Here is a 17,430-nt window from a genome sequence, read left to right as displayed (position 1 = left end):
CACTGTTTGCAGTGGGCATTTTCTTTTATACTGAGTCTCTGGCTTCTAATTTATCTTTCCCACTACCCTTCAAGAAAGGTAGTGCATTACCCTGGGCGAGAACGGCATTTTCTGGTTTTGGGCCAATTCCGGAAAAAGAGCCGCTAAACAGAAGATAGCTGTATTTGGTGTTGTTGGGCAGGTTTTATAATCAAGCCTGTGGTTTCCGTTTAGGGGCTCTTTTTCGAAGAACAGCCCCTAAACGGAAACCGGAAGCTTAGTCTTTACTCAGTTCTTGCTGAAATCAGCCTTGCGTCTGAAGGTAAAAAAGGAAAACGGATAAGCGTGCCGTTCATCTGCTTCGTGTTCTTCCTGGGCTGTGACTTCCCAGGCGTCGGCGTCAAGGTCAGGGAAAGTGACATCGCCTTCAAAGGACTCGTGCACCAGGGTGAGGTACACCACCTCGGCCAGGGGCAGGGCTTGCCGGTAAATCTCGCCGCCGCCCACTACCATCACCTGTTCGTTTATGGAGAGAGCTTGCTGCAACGCCTCTTCTAGAGAAGCACAAACCAGGCATCCGGCCGGGGCCTGGAAATCCTTTTGGCGGGTCACGATGATGGACGTGCGGCCGGGCAAAGGCTTACCTATGGCTTCAAACGTTTTTCGGCCCATGACCATGGGGTGGCCCATGGTGAGTTTCTTGAAATGCTGCAGGTCTTTGGGCAAGTGCCAGATCAACTGGTTGTCTTTCCCAATGACGCGGTTTTCTGCGATGGCAACTACTAATGCGATCATACGGCCTGCTGAAACGTGAAACCTCTTAAAAAATCCTGAATCTTCATGCGCTTCTTGCCTTCCATCTGCAGTTCCTCTACCGCGAACCCCGTGTTCTCCCCGCACTGGAGGTGGAGGTACGTTTTACCGTCGGTGGAGTAAGCGCCGGGGGCAGAGAGGGAGGATTTCTCCAGCACATGGCCAGAGAAAATCTTGAACTGCTTTTCCTCCAGCACCGTCCAGGCGGCCGGGTACGGCGACAGTCCCCTTACAAAATTATGGACCTGCCGGGCTGGCTGGTTCCAATCAATCTGGCAGGTTTGCTTGAAGATCTTGGGGGCCATACGGAGCGGTTCTTCGGGCTGCGGCTGCGGATAAGGCTGCACGCGGTCCTCCACAATAGCCTGCGTGGTTTCCAGCAATAGTTCTGCCCCCGCATGTTTCAGTTTCTCATACAGCGTCCCGAAGTTGTCTTCGGGGGCTATGGCTACTTTCTTCTGCAGGATAATATCACCGGTGTCAATTTCATGCTGGAGGAAGAAGGAGGTGACGCCCGTTTCCTGGTCGCCGTGGATGAGCGCCCAGTTAATGGGGGCCGCGCCGCGGTAGTGCGGCAGCAGCGAAGCGTGGATGTTGAGCGAACCCAAAGGCGGCATGTTCCAGACAGCTTCCGGCAGCATTCTAAAGGCCACAATCACCTGAAGGCTGGCGTTGTAGCTTCTAAGCTCTTCCTGAAAGGTCAGGTCTTTGAGGTTGGTGGGCTGCAACACCGGCAGGTTGTGCTGTAACGCCAGCTCCTTCACCGGCGAATGCACCAATTTGAGGCCCCGGCCGGCGGGTTTGTCTGGAGCCGTGATCACAGCTACCACGTTCCAGCCGTTTTCCACCAGCGCCTGGAGGGCGGGCACCGCAAAATCTGGCGTGCCCATAAAGATAATCCGGAGGTCTTCTTTCCGCATGTTGTTATTCAAAGTCTGGGTACAGCAGGTACTGCTTACGCATTTTCTTGTAGGCCTCCAGATCGGTTTTCCAGGTGGCTCTTATTTCTTTTTCGCTCATGCCGGCCATGACCTGTTTCTGCAGCTCATCGGTACCGGCCAGGCTCTTGAAGAAGTTATTGAAGAATTTCTCCTTCTGCCCAGATTTCTGGTAGAAGTCCAGCAGGTAGCTGAGCGTGAAATTTTCCTTCAGCTCCAGCTTGGTAAGGTCTTTCCCGTAGCACACCTGGTTTTTGTAGGGGGGCTCCATAGACATACCCGGAATGGCCACTGGTGTGAAGGAGAAAGATTTGTCAGGGTAATAGGGTGCCCCGATGATCTGGAACGGAGTGTGCGTTCCGCGGCCCTGGCTCACAGTAGTACCCTCAAACAGGCAGATGAACGGGTATAGTTTGATGGACTGGTCGTTGGGCAGGTTAGGCGACGGTTTAATGGGCAGCGAGTAGAACATCTTGTGGTTGTAGCCCTTCACCGGAATGATTTTCACCTGGGCCTGCACCCCGTTCTTTAGCCACTTTTCGCCGTTGATCATTTGGGCGTACTCGCCTAAGGTTAAGCCATGGGAGATAGGAATGGTGTTCATGCCCACAAAAGATTTAAACGCGTGCTTGAGTACCGGTCCGTCTATTAAATAGCCAATGGGGTTGGGGCGGTCTAGCAGGAGCATGGGTTTGTTCTGCTCGGCGCAGGCTTCCATCACGTAATGCATGGTGCTGCTGTAGGTGTAGAAGCGCACTCCCACGTCCTGGATGTCAAACAAAACCACGTCCACGTCTTTCAGTTGGTCAGCGTTGGGCTTTTTGTTTTTGCCGTACAGAGAAAGGATGGGCAGACCGGTTTTGGCGTCGGTGGAGTTGCTGATGTGGGCTCCGGCATCGGCATCGCCCCTAAAACCGTGCTCCGGCGCGAAAATCATCGTGATCTTCACCCCGCAGCTTACCAGCGTATCTACCAGGTGCGTTTTGCCAATGGTGGAGGTCTGGTTGACCACCATGCCCACTCTTTTGCCTTGCAGGTACGGCAAATACAACTCTGTTTGTTGTGCGCCCGTTAGGAGAGTGGCCGGCTGGGGGGGCTGTTGGGCCGGTGCGGTCACTCTGGAAGGAGTGGTTGCCGCGGGGGTACTGGTAGTGGGCACTGTTTCAGTTTGTTTGCAACTGGCCAGCGTAGCACAAAGCACCGCCGCACGAAGGATAGTGGAGAGCATAGGTTTAGTTTAAGTACAGATAACTATCTTTAAGCACAAATTTGACGAAGTGAATCTTTCCCGATACATAGCCAGCCGTTTGGCCGGCGCCCGATCAGACTCTTTTACCGCATCGGTCACAAAAATAGCAAAGTTCAGCGTAGGGCTGGGCATTGCCATCATGATTGTGTCTTTTGCCATCCTGGAAGGCTTCCGTTACGAGATCCAGGCCAAGATCTTCAGCTTTGGCGGACACCTGCAAATTAGCAAATTTGACACCAACAATTCCTTTGAGGGATACCCCATGGGTACTTCTACCGGCCTGGGCGACTACAAAAACATTCCGGGGGTAGCGCATTTACAACCCTTCGCCCGTAAAACGGCCATCATCAAGACTGAGGACGAGGTGCTGGGCGTGGTGCTGAAGGGAGTGGATTCCACCTATGATTTCAGGGGCATGCGGGCTAATTTGGTGGCAGGCTCCGTGATGGAGTTCACAGACACGGCCGCCTCCAATCAGATTATGATGAGCCAGCTCATGGCCGATAAACTGCGCCTGAAGGTGGGGGAGAAGGTGCTTTTCTACTTTATCCAGAACCCACCGCGCATGCGCCGCTTTGAGGTGAAAGGCATTTTTAAGACGGGTCTGGAGGAGTTTGACAACGTGTACGTGCTAGGCGACCTGCAGCAGATACGCGACCTGAATCAGTGGCCCGACACCCTGGTGGGCGGCTATGAAATTCTGCTCAGTGACTTCACCAAGATTGACACCGTCACCAGCCAGGTTTTTGATAAGATGAACTATGACCTGCAGCTGGAGAAAATCACCGATACGTACGCCCAGCTTTTTGACTGGCTGGAACTGCTCAAGCGTAACGTGATTATCTTTCTGATACTCATTGTGTTTGTGGCCACCTTCAACATGGTGTCTACCCTGTTTATCATGATCCTGGAGCGGACCAACATGATTGGCGCTTTAAAAGCCATGGGGGCCACCAATGGGCAGATCAGGGGAATCTTTCTGCAAAGGGGGCTTCGGCTTACCATTGCCGGGCTCATTGGCGGGAACCTGCTGGCCTTGCTTTTCTGCGGAGTGCAGGATTATTTCCATCTCATTCCGCTAGACCCTGAGAATTATTACATGGACACGGTGCCCATTCACTGGGACTGGCGCATCTGGGTAGGCATTAACGGCATTACCTTTCTCCTGACCATGCTCTCCATCCTGTTGCCAACGTTGCTCATCTCCCGCATCAACCCAGTGAAAGCCATCAAGTTTGACTAAAAAAGCACCGTCGGCGTTTAGGGGCTGTTTTTACAAAAACGGCCCCTAAACGCCGACGGCGTGCAAGATGGTTAAGTGTTATTTCAGGGCAATTTCTTCCTGCTCAAAGGCTTCTTTCACTTTTTCGTTCAGGGCCTCAGAAATCTGTTGGTACCGGTAATCGCCACGGAGTACCCACACTTTCACGGACATGGTCATGGTTTGGCCAGCCAGCTTTTCCACGCCAACGGAGGGAGCAGGCTCTTTCACGATGCGTTCATCGGTGGCGATGATGCGCTCCAGCACTTGTCTTACCCGGGCCACCGGCAAAGCCGCATCAACGGTAAAGCTTAAGTCTAACCGCCGGTGGCTCTCCACGTCATAATTCACCACCACGGCAGACGCCAGCGGTCCGTTGGGCAGGTAGATGGTTTTGTTGTCTTCGGTTTTAATGACCGTGTTAAAGATGTTGATGATGCTTACCGTTCCTTTCTGGCCCTGGGCTTCAATGAAATCACCTACCCTGAACGGTTTCACGGTCAAGATCAACACCCCGCCCGCGAAGTTGGACAAGCTACCTTGTAGCGCCAGCCCCACCGCCAGACCCGCCGAGCCCAGAAGTGCCACAAAAGAGGTTATCTCCAGCCCCACCTGCGCAATGACCACCATGATGAGGAGCACCAGCAGCACAATGTTGAGGATGTTCTTGAGAAACGGCCTGAGCGAAGGATCTACATTCTTGCGGGTCATGAGACCGTACGTGAACTCCGTAATGCGCCGTATAAGCCAGAGGCCCACCAATAAAATGAAAACGGCCACTACTACCTTGAGACCGTACAGCACCGCAAAGTCCTGAATGCTTAGTAAAAAACGTTCTGGGTCAAACATAGAATTGAAGCTGATTGGATTGGAAAGATTAAATATAAAGTATAGCCATAAAGAAGAGGAAGTCTCTCTTAAGAGTGACAAGGGTATCTGGCTGGGAAGCGGTATGCTTTTAAGGAATAGGTACTTCAGGCGCATGCATGGCTTCTTGGTCTTTCTTAGGGAACACCTTTCGAAAAAAGCGGTCCCGAAGTTGGAGACAAGGCTGCTCTATACATAATGTGGAGAGCACCGCAAACACCATTGTCACCAATGTATACACTAGAAACCCTAATCCGCCCTTTCCAACATAATGCTGCACCGGTATCACGAAGAGAAAGTGCCAGAGGTAAATTCCGTAGCTGAAGAAGGCCAGTACCCTGAACGGTTTAAACAGCCCCGCGCGCGCCTGGTACAAGCCCAAAATTATCAGAAACCAGCAAACAGGGCTAAGGGTACGCAATACCAATTCAGGTAATGGAGAAAATACCGTCAGGCTTAGTAATAAGGTTAGAGTCCCCAAAACCAGCAGAGCTTTATTGTTGAAGAGAGGGTGTTGGGTGCCTTTTTTACCTCGGCTCAAGAGGGTAATGACAATTCCCCACCCAAAGGCATCTAACCTGTTGTGGGTATAGGTGGGCCATTCGGCAAAGTCAGTCACCATCGCCTGGGCTTTCAGGCCGATGCCCATGGTGAGCAGCAGCACCGCTGCAGCCACAAACCGTTTGTCCAACCTTGGCAACAGGAAAGTAAAAAAGATGAGCATGCCCGGCAAAATCCAGTAGAATTGTTCTTCCACACACAGAGACCACAGATGTTCCATGCTCCAGCGCGAGGGCGGCCCCCCATAGTTCCTGTAAAATAGAAAGTACTGCGGAAACTCACGGGGCAGCGGAATATCCTGCGGAGAAATATCTTTTAGCAACAGCACCGCCAGTAGATACCCCAGCACCAGAAATGTGTAATAAGCGGGAATAATCCTGAACAGACGTTTCAGGAAGAAAATGAGGTAACTGGTGCCGCCTTCAGCTTTCCGCAGCGTTGACCAAAGCGACACGCTCACCAAGTGCCCCGAAAGCACGAAGAACAGATCTACTCCCACAGCCTGTAGGTCCAGCACCCCAAAGTGCGTTAAGAACACAATGGTGATGGCAAAACCCCGCAAAAAATCCAGGCTGGGTAAACGGCTGGAATTACCTAAGATCTGTGAGAACATGCCAAAGAAAGCAGTTGAGATGAAAACCAAGGCAGTTTTCTGTTTAGGGAGTCTTTTTCCAAAAACAGCCCCTAAACAGAAAGTTTACTTTAAATGCTTTGTCTGAAGCAACAAATTAGGGTCAAGGCAAATCTGGCGGTAATAGTCTTCCTCAGAAGGGGCGCAGACGCCCGGGAAATCGCCGCTTTTGCCCAAAAGGTTGGTCATAAGCTGAAAATGCAGGTGAGGGGGCCAGTCGCCGTTCTCAGGGTAGGCGCCCATGGTGGCTACTTGTTGCCCGGCCTCAAAGTGCTTGCCCACAGACAAACCTTCCAGTGAAGTACGGCTGAGGTGCCCAAATAAGGTGTAGAAAATTTCCCCTTCCAGTTCATGCTCCAGAATGATGGTGGGGCCATAATCTCCGAAGTTGGCGTTGTCCTGGAAACTGTGCACGGTGCCCGCCACAGGAGTGTAAATGGGGATACCGGCCGGGGCCCAGATATCTACGCCCAAATGCACTGATCTGGGTTCCACGGCCCCGTCAAAATGCTCGCTGCGGCGGTAAATAACGCGGTTCTCAAAATAACCTCCCACGCCTACCGCTGCGTTCTGCTTCCGTAACATTTCAGTGACAAAAAGGTCAAAAGAGGCGGTGTCACGTAGATTGGCCTGCTGGAGGTCGGTGTTTTGCGCGGTAAAGTCCAGCCGTGCCACATCCGGCGCATTCAGGTCATGGTCCAGGATGGGAGCGAAGGTAGCGGCAGAAAGAAGGGAGATCAGTTTGGCGGAGTTTTCCATAAAACGGCTCTTAAACGGAAAGAGGTAAGAACAAACGGGGAAAGATACTGCAAAAACAAACGTACGCCCGCTTTTTTTGCGGTAAGTTCGGGCGGGTTGATGAAATGTCGTAACTTTCCCACTTTAATTACAGTCTGTAAACCCGAATCACCTTCGTTTTTCGTATATAAAACTATGAGTAACGCGTATTACAACATGAAAGTGGCGGCTATCACGCAAGAGACCTCAGATGCCATCACGCTTCACCTAGAACATCCAGACAAACAGAATATTCCATACGTTCCTGGTCAGTTTCTCACCTTGATCGTTCCGGTAAACGGCCAGAAAGTGCGCCGGTCTTACTCCCTGTGCAGCGTGCCGGAAGAACCGTACTTCTCAGTTACCGTGAAACGCGTGGAGGGCGGTCTGGTCTCTAATTTCCTGGCAGAAAACGCACAGGTGGGGCAGACCATTGAAGTAATGGCCCCGCTGGGGAATTTCGTGCTAAAGCCGGAGGCCTCGCAGAAGCGCCACCTGTTCCTGTTTGGCGGCGGCAGCGGTATTACACCGTTGATGTCCATGCTGAAAAGCACGTTGAAATACGAGCCCCAGAGCCGTGTAACGCTGGTGTATGGCAACCGCAACCTGGACTCAGTCATCTTCAGAGAGCAACTGGAGAAACTGGAGAAGCAGCACCCAGAGCAACTAAAAGTAGTGCACGTCTTCAATGAGGCGCTGGTAGATGCCACAGAAACCCAGGAGCATATTGGGTTGCTGGACCGTGCCATGGTATTGCGCCTCTTGGAGAACCTCAAAGTGCCGGGTTTCCAGCAGGAGCTGTTCTTTATGTGCGGTCCCGAAGGCATGATGAACGAGGTGCGCGAAGCCCTCAACTTCATGCGGGTGCCTGCCAACCAGATCTACAAAGAAAGCTTCACGGCCCCTACCACCCCAGAAACCCACGGAGCAGATGTGACCGCCGCCGCTGATGCTGATGAGATTATCACGCGCATGGTGACCATCAGATACGAGGGGGAAGAGTACCAGGTAGAAGTGAAGCCTGACCAAACCATTCTGGAGGCCGGTCTCAAAGCCGATATCGATTTACCTTATTCCTGCCAAGCCGGTTTGTGTACCGCCTGTATGGGAAAATGCCTGAGCGGACGTGTGCATTTAGATGAGCGGGAAGGCTTGTCAGACGCCGAGATTGCCCAGGGTTATGTATTGAACTGCGTTGGCCACCCACTCACCGCCGATGTAGTGATTGAAATTGGTTAATCCCTTCATCCTGTTCTATGGAAAATACCCCCAAAACACTCGCGTTGCCCAAACGCAAAACACGTCAGTATCTGCCCGAGGATTTTGAAGTGACGGACTGGGCCTCTTTGGAACCTATTTTTGAGGAACTGAAGAACCGTGAAATCACTTCTTTACCTGATCTGGAAAAATGGATCGCCGACCGCAGTGAACTGGAGAGCGTGCTCTCTGAGAACATGGCCTGGCGCTACATTAAAATGACCTGCGATACCCGTGATGAGGCGCTCACGCAGGCATTCCAGTTCTTCGTGACGGAGATTGAGCCCAAAGCCTCGCCTTATGACGATGCCTTCAACCGTAAACTGGTGGAGTCTCCATTTATAGACGGGCTGGATGAGCAGCAGTACCGCATTTACCTGCGGGGCGTGCGCCGGGCAATTGAGTTGTTCAGGGAGGAAAATATTCCGCTGCAGACCGAGATCAGTACCAAGCAACAGCAGTACGGCGCCATTGCCGGTGCCATGACCGTGACCTTAGACGGCGAGGAGATGACGCTGCAACGCGCCGCCGACCGCCTCAAGCAAACAGGCCGTGCCGTGCGGGAAGGAGCGTACCTGGCCATTCAGGGCAGAAGACTGGAGGACAAAGACAAGCTGGACGAGCTGTACACAGAGTTGGTGCAGCTGCGGCACCGGGTTGCCCAGAACGCCGGCTTTGACAACTTCCGGGATTACATGTTCGCGGCGCTGGGCCGCTTCGATTATGGTCCTCAGGACACATTCTCCTTCCACCAGGCCATTAAGGAGAAGGTGGTGCCGGTAACCCGGCAGATAGACCGTTCCCACAAAGAAATGCTGGGACTGGACACGCTCAAGCCCTGGGACATGGACGTGGACCCCAGCCTGCTTCCGCCGCTGGAGCCATTCAAGACCGGAGAGGAACTGCTGTCCAAAACCATTGACATTTTCTACCGCCTAGATTCTTTCCTGGGAGACTGCCTGGTCACCATGCGGGAAATGGGCCACCTGGACCTGGAGTCGCGCAAGGGCAAGGCTCCGGGCGGGTATAACTATCCTTTGGATGAAATTGGGGTGCCGTTCATCTTCATGAATGCGACTTCCTCGCTGCGCGATGTAGTGACGCTCTTGCACGAAGGCGGACATGCGGTGCATTCCTTCCTCACCAGAGACTTGCCCCTGAACGCCGCCAAGCACCCACCGTCTGAAGTGGCCGAGCTGGCCTCCATGTCTATGGAACTGCTCACCCTGGATCATTGGAATGTATTTTTCCCCAACGGGGAAGACCTGGTGCGCGCCAAACGACAGCATCTGGAGGGTGTACTGGAGACATTCCCGTGGGTAGCCACCATTGACAAGTTTCAGCATTGGGTGTATGAGCATCCTAACCATACTGTTGAGGAGCGCCATCAGAACTGGGTGCGCATCTATGAGGAGTTCAACCTACAGGAAGTTGATTGGAGTGGGTTGGAGCACCTGAAACCGTACATCTGGCAGAAACAGCTGCACCTATATGAAGTGCCGTTCTATTATATAGAATACGCCATGGCCCAATTGGGTGCTATTGCCGTCTGGAAGCGTTTTAAAACCGAACCTGAGGCTGCGCTGGAAGGGTATAAGCAAGCCTTGAGTCTGGGCTATACCGCCACCATTGGTGAGATCTATGCCGCCGCCGGCATCCGCTTTGATTTCTCCAGTGACTACATCCAGTCCCTGGTAGATTTCGTGAAAGATGAGTTGGCGCAGTTAGACCAAAAGTAATCTGCTGTTACTAAAACAATCGTTACTTAGCTGTAAATGCGTTTAGCGGCCGTTTTTCCAAAATTTGGCCCAAACTAGCTTAAAAAGAGAAGCCTCAGAATTAGATTCTGAGGCTTCTCTTTTTAAGCTAGTTCTATAGTTTAGTTATTCTTCTTCCTCTTCCTCCGCAGGTTTGGCGTCTTTGTCTACCCATTGGAAAAGGGGAGCCGGTTGCAGAGTGTCATAAGGCTTTCCTAGGTTAGGAAGCTGCTTTTTATAGCGCCGGAGAAGGGTATTGAGTTCTTTGGCTGTTTGGTCATAGCGTCCGCGGTAGAAAACCGCTTCAGAATGAAGAGCCGTGATGGATTGGTTCAGGGAGTCTACGAGGGCTACTCCTGTGGGGCCATTCTCCGGTAAAAAAGCGCGCAGGGCGTTCCAGACAGAATCCGTGGCGGCATCATAGGTGTCTATGCGGTCTGAGTCACGCACAGAAGTACGGTCATAGCGCAAGGTAGAAAGTCTTCTGATGGCCTGTTGCAGATCGGCGCGTTGTTGGGCCGCAATGGCCTCTGGCGGAATGGCGGCCAGTATTTCTTCCATCTGCCGTACTTTTACGCTGTCACTGTGCATCATCACGTTCCATTTGCCGGTGAGCGTGTCATTGAGCACAGCCAGCTCCTGTTTCAGTTGTTCATCAGAAATAGGACGGGCTAGTTTCCCGGTTCTGCCAGAATCTTTGGAACAGCCTACCATGCCCATCACCAGTGCTATGGCCATGCCAAAGAATAATTGTTTTTTCATAGTTGCTTGTGTAGAGGAGGCAGTGCGTGGTTTGCCTCTTTGCCGCGTGTCTTCGCCATACTGTGGTGAGACACCCTGCAAACGGATTAGTTGACTTTCCCGTTACAATGCAACTCTTTAAGCATATGTTGTAGTAAAGGAAAGCACCTTGGGCACATTAGTGCCTTTGTCTAGGGCTATAAACCGGCAAAGGACGAAGCTAGAAATTCTTAAGACCGTTGAGCAGCAGGTTAGAGAGGAACTCCGCAATTTCGTCGGGGCTCATTTTGCCTTCGGGTTTGTACCACATGTGCAGCCAGTTCAAGCTGGAAAGCAGCGTGAGCACTACAAACTTTTCATCGTTCACTTTGAACTCGCCGCTGGCAATGCCTTGGCGCACAATTTCCCGCAGGCTCTCCTCGTATTGGTAACGCATGTCCTGGAACTTGCCCAGGGAAGGTTCACTCAGATGACGCCACTCGTTCAGGAACACGCCGGCCGCCGGTGGGTTTTTGGTGAGTACCCGCACGTGCGCCGCCACCGCCAACCGCAGTTTCTCGCCCGCCGGAACGTCCTGGTTTTTCACTTCCTCAAAGGCAGCGTTGAACTCATCGGCCATTTTGAAACAGACACGTTGCAGAATATCTTCCTTTGATTTAATGTGCGAATATAAACTTCCGGCTTCAATGCCTAACTCCAGCGCCAGGTCGCGCATGGTGGTGGCGGCAAAGCCTCTGGTTTTGAAAAGCGAAGTGGCAACTTGGTCAATCTGTTCTTTACGAGACAATGGGGTACTGCTGGACATAGAGGTACTGTTTACAATCAAAACTACTGATCCTAACACCCGTTAGCAAATTTAGTTTGTCCTCAGGCACGTAAATGCACATGACCTGAGAGGTGCCGGAGAAAAAAGCTATCTTTGCGTTTTGGGCAAGTTTTTCTAAAAATAAGACGAAAACGCAGAACCTCGTACTTTTTTTAGTTACGTTTTATAAAATAATATCTCTGAACATACCATGTCTGACTATACCCCATTGGAAAGTTTGGGCGAATTCGGGTTGATCCGGCGCCTGCAAGAGCAAGTAGAAGTGAACAATGCGTCTACGGTGGTAGGCATTGGCGATGATGCCGCCGTGCTGGAGCCGGGCCAGAAACAGATTGTGGTCACCTCAGATATGCTGGTGGAAAACGTGCATTTTGACCTTACCTTCTGCCCCCTGAAACACCTGGGGTACAAAGCCGTGGCCGTGAATGTGTCTGACATTGCCGCCATGAATGCCATCCCTACCCAGATTGTGGTGAGCCTGGCCATTGGCGCGCGTTATACCGTGGAGGCCATTGAAGAACTGTACGCGGGCATCAGGTTGGCCTGCGAGAATTATAAGGTTGATTTGGTGGGCGGCGACACCACTGCTTCGCGCGGCGGGTTGGTCATCAGTATCACCGCTTTGGGCGAAGTGGAGAAAGGCAAAGCGGTGCTGCGCAGCACGGCCCAGCTCAACGACCTCATCTGCGTGACCGGCGACCTGGGCGGAGCCTATTTAGGATTGCAATTGCTGGAGCGCGAAAAACAGGCCTTCCTCGCCGATCCTGAAACCCAACCCGAGCTGGAAGGGAAAGACTATGTAGTGGGCCGGCAGCTTCGGCCGGAGGCCCGCATGGACGTGATCCATGAGCTGCGGGAGCTGGGCGTACATCCTACTTCTATGATTGACATCTCAGACGGACTAGGATCTGAGTTACTGCACATTTGCTCGCAGAGTAGGGTAGGGGCCGCCATCTACCAGGACAAACTCCCCGCCGACCAGCAGACCCTGGAAACCGCCGAGGAGTTCAAGCTAGACCCCGTAACCTGCATCCTGAACGGCGGCGAGGACTATGAACTGCTCTTCACCGTGAAAATGGCCGATTACGACAAAATCCGGAACCACCCAGACATCACCATTATAGGCAACATCACAGATGCGGGCGAAGGGGTGCGCTTGGTAACCCCGAGTGGCAACGCGTTCCCCATCAAAGCCCAGGGCTGGAACCATTTCGGTTAAGAGTAGACTTCTTGAAAAAGCGGAAGGGCGAGATGGATTCATCTCGCCCTTCCGCTTTTTTATTGGTTTTCCGCCGGAGCTTTATAAGTATGGAGTTACGTAAGATTGAAGCATGGTAATCAGTTCTTCATCCATGTAGCCGTACTTATCTGGGATGTTCAGTACTACAATTTGCTTTTCGCGGGCAGTGGTGCCAAATCTGGAGACGAGCTGCTATTTGTGCTTTTTCTCCATCACAAAAACCAGATCGGCCCAAGCCAAGGTTTTGGCCGAGATCTTAATTCTGGCCTGTTCTGAGGTGCCCGCCGACCGGAACGCGTGTTCCTGCACCGGTTGGAAAATTTTCTCGGCCGTAGGGCTACGCCATTGGTTGCGGCTGCACACGAAGAGGATGTTCATTGGGCTGGTTCTCCAGGAAAAGGCAAATCAATCCTCTGGATAAGGCACAAACACGAAGTTCATGAAATCGCGGTCTACCACAAAAAGGCAGCAGTATTCGTCGGCGTCGCGGTAGGCTTGCTCAAACTCCTCCACTTTGTCTGGGGCCACCAGCTGGCGGTTCACGAAGTCTTCCAGGTAAGAGGCGTTGATGTTCCATTCCAGGTCGCGCTCCTGCGCCCCAATCAGCAGGCCACCAATTTTGGTCACATCGCGGGAGAACACGAAGATGGGGTACTTGGAGATGTCGCGCTTCCGGATTTGGTAGGAGGCTTCTTTGAGGGTGTCAGAGACCTGCACAAAATCTTTGGTGATGGTGCCCAGGTATTTGCCGTTCAGTTCTGGATCGTTTTGCATAAGCGTAGTAGCAAGTATCGTGTATCAAGTAGCACGTAAGGTGAAACAAGATGTTGTGTGAATTTGCGTTTAGGGGCTGTTTTTGGAAAAACAGCCCCTAAACGGCATTAGCTTCTTAAAGAAAGCAGCGCCACGCTTTCTACGTGGTAGGTCTGCGGGAACATGTCTACCGGCTGAATCTTCACCACATCGTACTGCTCGGCCAGCATTTCCAGGTCACGGGCCTGAGTGGCGGGGTTACAGCTCACGTACACAATACGGTTGGCTTTCACTTCCAGCAGCTTGGCCACCACGTCTGGGTGCATGCCGGCGCGGGGCGGATCGGTGATGATCACATCGGGCCGACCATGGCGGGCGAAAAGCTCGTCGGTGAGCACGTCTTTCATGTCACCCGCGTAAAAATGGGTGTTGGTGATGTCGTTGATCTGGGAGTTGATCTTGGCGTCTTCAATGGCGCTGGCCACGTATTCAATGCCCACCACCTGCGCCGCCGACCGGGCCACGAAGTTGGCGATGGTGCCCGCGCCGGTGTATAGGTCATACACCGTCTCATGGCCATTGAGCAGCGCGAACTCCCGCGTGAGTTTGTACAGGTTGTACGCCTGCTCTGAGTTGGTCTGGTAGAAAGATTTAGGACCCACCCTGAAGCGCAGCCCCTCCATCTGCTCATGGATGTACGGCTGGCCGTGGTAACACACTACCTCCAGGTCATGGAAGGTCTCGTTGCCCTTGTTGTTGACCACGTACTGCAAAGACGTAATCTGCGGAAACTCCAGTAACAGGTAATCCAGCAGCGGCTGCAGCCAATCCATCCGGTCCTGGAACACCTGTACAATCACCATGAGGTCGCCGGTGTTGGCGGTTCTGATGATGAGATTGCGCAGGTAGCCTTCCTGTTTCACCAGGTCAAAGAATGGCAGGTTGTTTTCGCGGGCGTAGTTTTTAACGGCCAGCCTGATCTCATTAGACGGGGCCGGTTGCAGGTAGCAGTGCTGCACATCTACAATTTTGTCAAAGCGCATGGGAATGTGGAAGCCCAAGGCGCGGCGGTCTACGTCCACGCCGCTGTCTATCTGCTCTTTGGTAAGCCAGGCGTAGTCTGAGAACGTGAACTCCAGCTTGTTGCGGTAAAAGCTCACGCGGTCTGAGGGCAGAATGGGCAGCATCTCATGGCCCGTGATCTTGCCAATGCGCTCCACGTTGTCATTCACCTGCTTCTGCTTGTAAAACAGCTGCGTCTCATACGGGATGTGCTGCCACTTGCAGCCGCCGCACACGCTGAAGTGCTCACAGAATGGCTGCGTGCGGGCTTCAGAATACTCATGGAAGTGCACGGGCACGGCTTCCAGGTAATTTTTCCGTTTTTTGGTCACGCGCACGTCTACCACATCGCCGGGGGCCACGTCTGCGATGAACACCACCAAATTGTCGTGCCGCGAGATGCACTTGCCCTCGGCGGCCATTTCCTCCACGCGCAGTTGCGTCAGGACTTCGTATTTATGTTTCTTTTTGCTGTGTCTTTTCACGATGCCGCAAAAATACGAAGAAAACTCGGCCCCGCCGCCCCCTGCCTTGAAATAGCGTTTAGAGGCTCTTTTTCCAAAAACAGCCCCTAAACGGAAGCCGTGGCCGGTAGCGCAAGAAAAGAAGCGCAACCAGAATCTTCTCGTAAATTTGTGAGGGCAGCGGTGCTGCTTCACAGATGATTTTGAAGAACATGGAAAATAAAGTTGTCATCATTACCGGCGGTTCCTCGGGCATTGGCCGGGCCTGCGCGCTGGCGTTTGGGAGAGCGGGCGGCAAAGTGGTCATCTCGGCGCGCAACGCCCAGAAATTGCAGGAAGTGGGGCAGGAGCTGGCCGCCGCGGGGGTAGAATACTTGGCCGTACCCGGCGATGTGAGCAAGGAGGAAGACTGCCGCCGCCTGATTGAGGAGACCGTGGCCCGTTTCGGGAAGATAGACGTGATGCTTAACAACGCGGGCATTAGCATGCGGGCCCTGTTCCAGGACGTGGACCTGGACGTGATCAGACAGCTCATGGACATCAATTTCTGGGGAACCGTGTACTGCACCAAGTTCGCGCTGCCGCATCTGCTCCAGAGCAAAGGTTCTGTGATTGGGGTTTCCTCCATTGCAGGGTACCAGGGGCTGCCGGGCCGCACCGGCTATTCGGCGTCTAAGTTTGCAATGCAGGGTTTCTTAGGCGCGCTCCGCACTGAGACGCTGCACCAGGGACTGCACGTGATGGTGGCCTGCCCGGGCTTTACGGCCTCCAACATCCGGAACACCGCCCTGGCCGCCGACGGTAGCCAACAGGGAGAATCGCCGCGTGATGAGGCGAAGATGATGACCGCCGAGGAAGTGGCCGCCCGGATTTTGAAGGCCACCCGCCAGCGCAAACGCGATCTGGTACTTACCACCCAAGGCAAGCTGGCGGTGCTGCTAGGTAAATTCCTGCCGGGCCTCACCGACAAACTGGTGTACAACCAGATGAAAAAAGAACCAAATTCTCCTTTTAAGTAAACTTCTGGATTCTATGCGTTTAGGGGCCGTTTTTCTAAAAACAGCCCCTAAACGCTTGGGGTGATTACAGTTGGGTTTTCTCGGCCAGCGGCTGGGGCAGAAGCAGGAGGTTGTTTTTCCGGATGTAGGCGGTCTGGTCGTTCCATTCTATGCGGTACCAGATGTCCTGCTCGCCCAGGATGTTCACTTTATGGCCCGTGCCCACGGTGGCCACCAAGCCCGCCCCGGCCGAAGGCGCCGCCATGATAGGCACGTTCCCGTTCCGGATAATGCCCTGCTGGCCCAGGGTAAGGAAATTGGCGAAATAAAAGACGAAGCCCAGGTACAGGAGCATCCCTATTTTGGCTTCGCCGCTAATGGGTTGTTTCTTCACCCAGTTCCGCAGCAGCAAGGTCATAAAAACCGCCGCCACAATGAGCAACAGCTCCAGCAGCAGGGAGTAGTATTTGTAAAATTGGGTTTTGAAGAAGTCCCAGTCGGTGTACTCATAGCCGTTCAGGTGCTGTTGCAGGCCCACTTCCTCCATCTTTTGCAGCACAGATTTGCTGGGGTGCTTGCTGTAGTAGAGCTGTAGGTAGTGCATAGATTGGGTGTAATCATGCAACCCTTCATGGATGTAGGCCATTTTCAGGAGCATCTGCGGGGAGTATGTCCGGTTCTGCGACAGCAACTGCTCGTAGATCTGTAGGGCTTGGGTGTACTTGTGCTGGCTAAACAAAGAATCTGCCTTGGCCAGAGAAAAATTAGGTGCTTGAGCCAGAATAGGTTGTGCGCAAATGAGCCACAGGGAGCAAAAAAGCAGAGATAATTTGCGGAAAATGTTTGGCATTTACAGAAAGTGATTATACTTTTGCATCGCAATACGGGGGAACGCCCTGGTAAGCAAAGGTAGTAAAAAGATTCTGTAGCTCAGCTGGTAGAGCAATACACTTTTAATGTATGGGTCCTGGGTTCGAATCCCAGCGGGATCACTTGATCAAAAGCCTTTCCGGCTCCTAAGTCGGGAAGGCTTTTTTACCACCTTCTTTTTTTCTTGATTCTGTAGCTCAGCTGGTAGAGCAATACACTTTTAATGTATGGGTCCTGGGTTCGAATCCCAGCGGGATCACAATTAAACCTTCAAAGGTTATCAAAACCACTCAAAACTTTGTCTTTGAGTGGTTTTTTTGTTTGGTGCAATTTGCTCTGTAGCTTTGATACTGCCTTTTTGCAGGGCGGGTGTACGCTTCAGATGA

The 17,430-nt window shown here is 52.7% G+C and carries 17 protein-coding genes and 2 tRNA genes; 7 read left to right on the top strand and 12 right to left on the bottom strand.

Going from position 1 to position 17,430, the window contains the following annotated elements; genetic code table 11:
- Positions 1–267 precede the first annotated feature (267 nt).
- From EFA69_RS05640 to EFA69_RS05630, 3 genes are read right to left on the bottom strand one after another with little or no spacing between them, the layout of a single operon-like run.
- Complete coding sequence (locus EFA69_RS05640) at positions 268–774, bottom strand: dihydrofolate reductase (protein WP_123132122.1); 507 nt, start codon at positions 772–774, stop codon at positions 268–270.
- Positions 771–1,712, bottom strand: coding sequence for a methionyl-tRNA formyltransferase (gene fmt / locus EFA69_RS05635; RefSeq protein WP_123132201.1), 942 nt, complete (start codon positions 1,710–1,712; stop codon positions 771–773). Before fmt ends, EFA69_RS05640 begins: the two co-directional genes overlap by 4 nt.
- A 4-nt stretch (positions 1,713–1,716) precedes the next feature.
- Entirely contained in the window at positions 1,717–2,958 is a 1,242-nt protein-coding gene (locus tag EFA69_RS05630) for an exo-beta-N-acetylmuramidase NamZ family protein (RefSeq protein WP_123132121.1), read from the bottom strand.
- 49 nt (positions 2,959–3,007) lie between these two features.
- Here EFA69_RS05630 and EFA69_RS05625 point away from each other — a divergent pair, with 49 nt between their 5' ends.
- A complete protein-coding gene (locus tag EFA69_RS05625) occupies positions 3,008–4,222 on the top strand; it encodes an ABC transporter permease (RefSeq protein WP_123132120.1) in 1,215 nt (404 codons plus the stop codon).
- 78 nt (positions 4,223–4,300) lie between these two features.
- Here EFA69_RS05625 and EFA69_RS05620 read toward each other — a convergent pair whose 3' ends face one another.
- From EFA69_RS05620 to EFA69_RS05610, 3 genes are all read right to left on the bottom strand, one after another.
- Positions 4,301–5,089 (bottom strand): mechanosensitive ion channel family protein, encoded by a 789-nt coding sequence (locus EFA69_RS05620; protein WP_123132119.1) that lies wholly within the window; start codon positions 5,087–5,089, stop codon positions 4,301–4,303.
- A gap of 109 nt (positions 5,090–5,198) precedes the next feature.
- Entirely contained in the window at positions 5,199–6,281 is a 1,083-nt protein-coding gene (locus tag EFA69_RS05615) for an acyltransferase family protein (protein ID WP_148041271.1), read from the bottom strand.
- An 84-nt stretch (positions 6,282–6,365) separates the two neighbouring features.
- The gene (locus EFA69_RS05610) at positions 6,366–7,058 is read right to left on the bottom strand and encodes a peptidoglycan DD-metalloendopeptidase family protein (protein ID WP_123132117.1); all 693 of its coding nucleotides are present in this window, start codon (positions 7,056–7,058) and stop codon (positions 6,366–6,368) included.
- 174 nt (positions 7,059–7,232) lie between these two features.
- Between EFA69_RS05610 and EFA69_RS05605 the strand changes: the two genes are divergently transcribed.
- Positions 7,233–8,315 (top strand): ferredoxin--NADP reductase, encoded by a 1,083-nt coding sequence (locus EFA69_RS05605; RefSeq protein ID WP_123132116.1) that lies wholly within the window; start codon positions 7,233–7,235, stop codon positions 8,313–8,315.
- Between the two features lie 17 nt (positions 8,316–8,332).
- A complete protein-coding gene (locus EFA69_RS05600) occupies positions 8,333–10,072 on the top strand; it encodes a M3 family oligoendopeptidase (RefSeq protein ID WP_123132115.1) in 1,740 nt (579 codons plus the stop codon).
- A 144-nt stretch (positions 10,073–10,216) separates the two neighbouring features.
- Here the strand turns inward: EFA69_RS05600 and EFA69_RS05595 are convergent, their stop codons facing one another.
- Both EFA69_RS05595 and EFA69_RS05590 read right to left on the bottom strand, forming a co-directional pair.
- Positions 10,217–10,852, bottom strand: coding sequence for a hypothetical protein (locus EFA69_RS05595; protein ID WP_123132114.1), 636 nt, complete (start codon positions 10,850–10,852; stop codon positions 10,217–10,219).
- Positions 10,853–11,051: 199 nt separating this feature from the next.
- Positions 11,052–11,636, bottom strand: coding sequence for a TetR/AcrR family transcriptional regulator (locus EFA69_RS05590; RefSeq protein WP_123132113.1), 585 nt, complete (start codon positions 11,634–11,636; stop codon positions 11,052–11,054).
- A 211-nt stretch (positions 11,637–11,847) separates the two neighbouring features.
- On the opposite strand from EFA69_RS05590, the gene thiL reads away from it, so the two are divergent.
- On the top strand, positions 11,848–12,876 hold the full coding sequence (thiL, locus tag EFA69_RS05585) for a thiamine-phosphate kinase (protein ID WP_123132112.1): 1,029 nt from the start codon (positions 11,848–11,850) through the stop codon (positions 12,874–12,876).
- Between the two features lie 213 nt (positions 12,877–13,089).
- Here thiL and EFA69_RS20505 read toward each other — a convergent pair whose 3' ends face one another.
- The 3 genes from EFA69_RS20505 to rlmD all read right to left on the bottom strand — a co-directional run bounded on the left by EFA69_RS20505 (position 13,090) and on the right by rlmD (position 15,134).
- Positions 13,090–13,275 (bottom strand): arsenate reductase/protein-tyrosine-phosphatase family protein, encoded by a 186-nt coding sequence (locus EFA69_RS20505; protein WP_245964506.1) that lies wholly within the window; start codon positions 13,273–13,275, stop codon positions 13,090–13,092.
- Positions 13,276–13,302: 27 nt separating this feature from the next.
- Positions 13,303–13,671 carry a hypothetical protein gene (locus EFA69_RS05575; protein WP_123132111.1) on the bottom strand — a complete coding sequence of 123 codons (369 nt, stop codon included), beginning with the start codon at positions 13,669–13,671 and terminating at the stop codon, positions 13,303–13,305.
- Between the two features lie 107 nt (positions 13,672–13,778).
- Positions 13,779–15,134, bottom strand: a complete 1,356-nt coding sequence (gene rlmD, locus EFA69_RS05570; RefSeq protein WP_123132200.1) for a 23S rRNA (uracil(1939)-C(5))-methyltransferase RlmD — start codon at positions 15,132–15,134, stop codon at positions 13,779–13,781.
- A gap of 254 nt (positions 15,135–15,388) precedes the next feature.
- On the opposite strand from rlmD, the gene EFA69_RS05565 reads away from it, so the two are divergent.
- Positions 15,389–16,195 (top strand): SDR family oxidoreductase, encoded by an 807-nt coding sequence (locus EFA69_RS05565; protein ID WP_123132199.1) that lies wholly within the window; start codon positions 15,389–15,391, stop codon positions 16,193–16,195.
- Between the two features lie 64 nt (positions 16,196–16,259).
- Here the strand turns inward: EFA69_RS05565 and EFA69_RS05560 are convergent, their stop codons facing one another.
- On the bottom strand, positions 16,260–17,024 hold the full coding sequence (locus EFA69_RS05560; RefSeq protein WP_123132110.1) for an SH3 domain-containing protein: 765 nt from the start codon (positions 17,022–17,024) through the stop codon (positions 16,260–16,262).
- A gap of 69 nt (positions 17,025–17,093) precedes the next feature.
- Here EFA69_RS05560 and EFA69_RS05555 point away from each other — a divergent pair.
- Both EFA69_RS05555 and EFA69_RS05550 read left to right on the top strand, forming a co-directional pair.
- Positions 17,094–17,166 (top strand) — tRNA-Lys (locus tag EFA69_RS05555).
- A 64-nt stretch (positions 17,167–17,230) separates the two neighbouring features.
- Positions 17,231–17,303, top strand: a tRNA-Lys gene (locus EFA69_RS05550).
- Positions 17,304–17,430 lie beyond the last annotated feature (127 nt).

Origin of the sequence: Rufibacter immobilis, assembly GCF_003721565.1 — a bacterium.
Classification (GTDB): Bacteria; Bacteroidota; Bacteroidia; order Cytophagales; family Hymenobacteraceae; genus Nibribacter; species Nibribacter immobilis.
Note: the sequence above shows the minus strand (reverse complement) of the source record. Positions and strands in the feature narration are given on the sequence as shown.

What these genes read in the sequence shown, in the direction of transcription:
- EFA69_RS05640 (WP_123132122.1), bottom strand. Translation starts at nt 774, where the DNA reads ATGATCGCATTAGTAGTTGCCATCGCAGAAAACCGCGTCATTGGGAAA.
- fmt (WP_123132201.1), bottom strand. Translation starts at nt 1,712, where the DNA reads ATGCGGAAAGAAGACCTCCGGATTATCTTTATGGGCACGCCAGATTTT.
- EFA69_RS05630 (WP_123132121.1), bottom strand. Translation starts at nt 2,958, where the DNA reads ATGCTCTCCACTATCCTTCGTGCGGCGGTGCTTTGTGCTACGCTGGCC.
- EFA69_RS05620 (WP_123132119.1), bottom strand. Translation starts at nt 5,089, where the DNA reads ATGTTTGACCCAGAACGTTTTTTACTAAGCATTCAGGACTTTGCGGTG.
- EFA69_RS05615 (WP_148041271.1), bottom strand. Translation starts at nt 6,281, where the DNA reads ATGTTCTCACAGATCTTAGGTAATTCCAGCCGTTTACCCAGCCTGGAT.
- EFA69_RS05610 (WP_123132117.1), bottom strand. Translation starts at nt 7,058, where the DNA reads ATGGAAAACTCCGCCAAACTGATCTCCCTTCTTTCTGCCGCTACCTTC.
- EFA69_RS05605 (WP_123132116.1), top strand. Translation starts at nt 7,233, where the DNA reads ATGAGTAACGCGTATTACAACATGAAAGTGGCGGCTATCACGCAAGAG.
- EFA69_RS05600 (WP_123132115.1), top strand. Translation starts at nt 8,333, where the DNA reads ATGGAAAATACCCCCAAAACACTCGCGTTGCCCAAACGCAAAACACGT.
- EFA69_RS05595 (WP_123132114.1), bottom strand. Translation starts at nt 10,852, where the DNA reads ATGAAAAAACAATTATTCTTTGGCATGGCCATAGCACTGGTGATGGGC.
- EFA69_RS05590 (WP_123132113.1), bottom strand. Translation starts at nt 11,636, where the DNA reads ATGTCCAGCAGTACCCCATTGTCTCGTAAAGAACAGATTGACCAAGTT.
- thiL (WP_123132112.1), top strand. Translation starts at nt 11,848, where the DNA reads ATGTCTGACTATACCCCATTGGAAAGTTTGGGCGAATTCGGGTTGATC.
- EFA69_RS20505 (WP_245964506.1), bottom strand. Translation starts at nt 13,275, where the DNA reads ATGAACATCCTCTTCGTGTGCAGCCGCAACCAATGGCGTAGCCCTACG.
- EFA69_RS05575 (WP_123132111.1), bottom strand. Translation starts at nt 13,671, where the DNA reads ATGCAAAACGATCCAGAACTGAACGGCAAATACCTGGGCACCATCACC.
- rlmD (WP_123132200.1), bottom strand. Translation starts at nt 15,134, where the DNA reads ATGGCCGCCGAGGGCAAGTGCATCTCGCGGCACGACAATTTGGTGGTG.
- EFA69_RS05565 (WP_123132199.1), top strand. Translation starts at nt 15,389, where the DNA reads ATGGAAAATAAAGTTGTCATCATTACCGGCGGTTCCTCGGGCATTGGC.
- EFA69_RS05560 (WP_123132110.1), bottom strand. Translation starts at nt 17,024, where the DNA reads ATGCCAAACATTTTCCGCAAATTATCTCTGCTTTTTTGCTCCCTGTGG.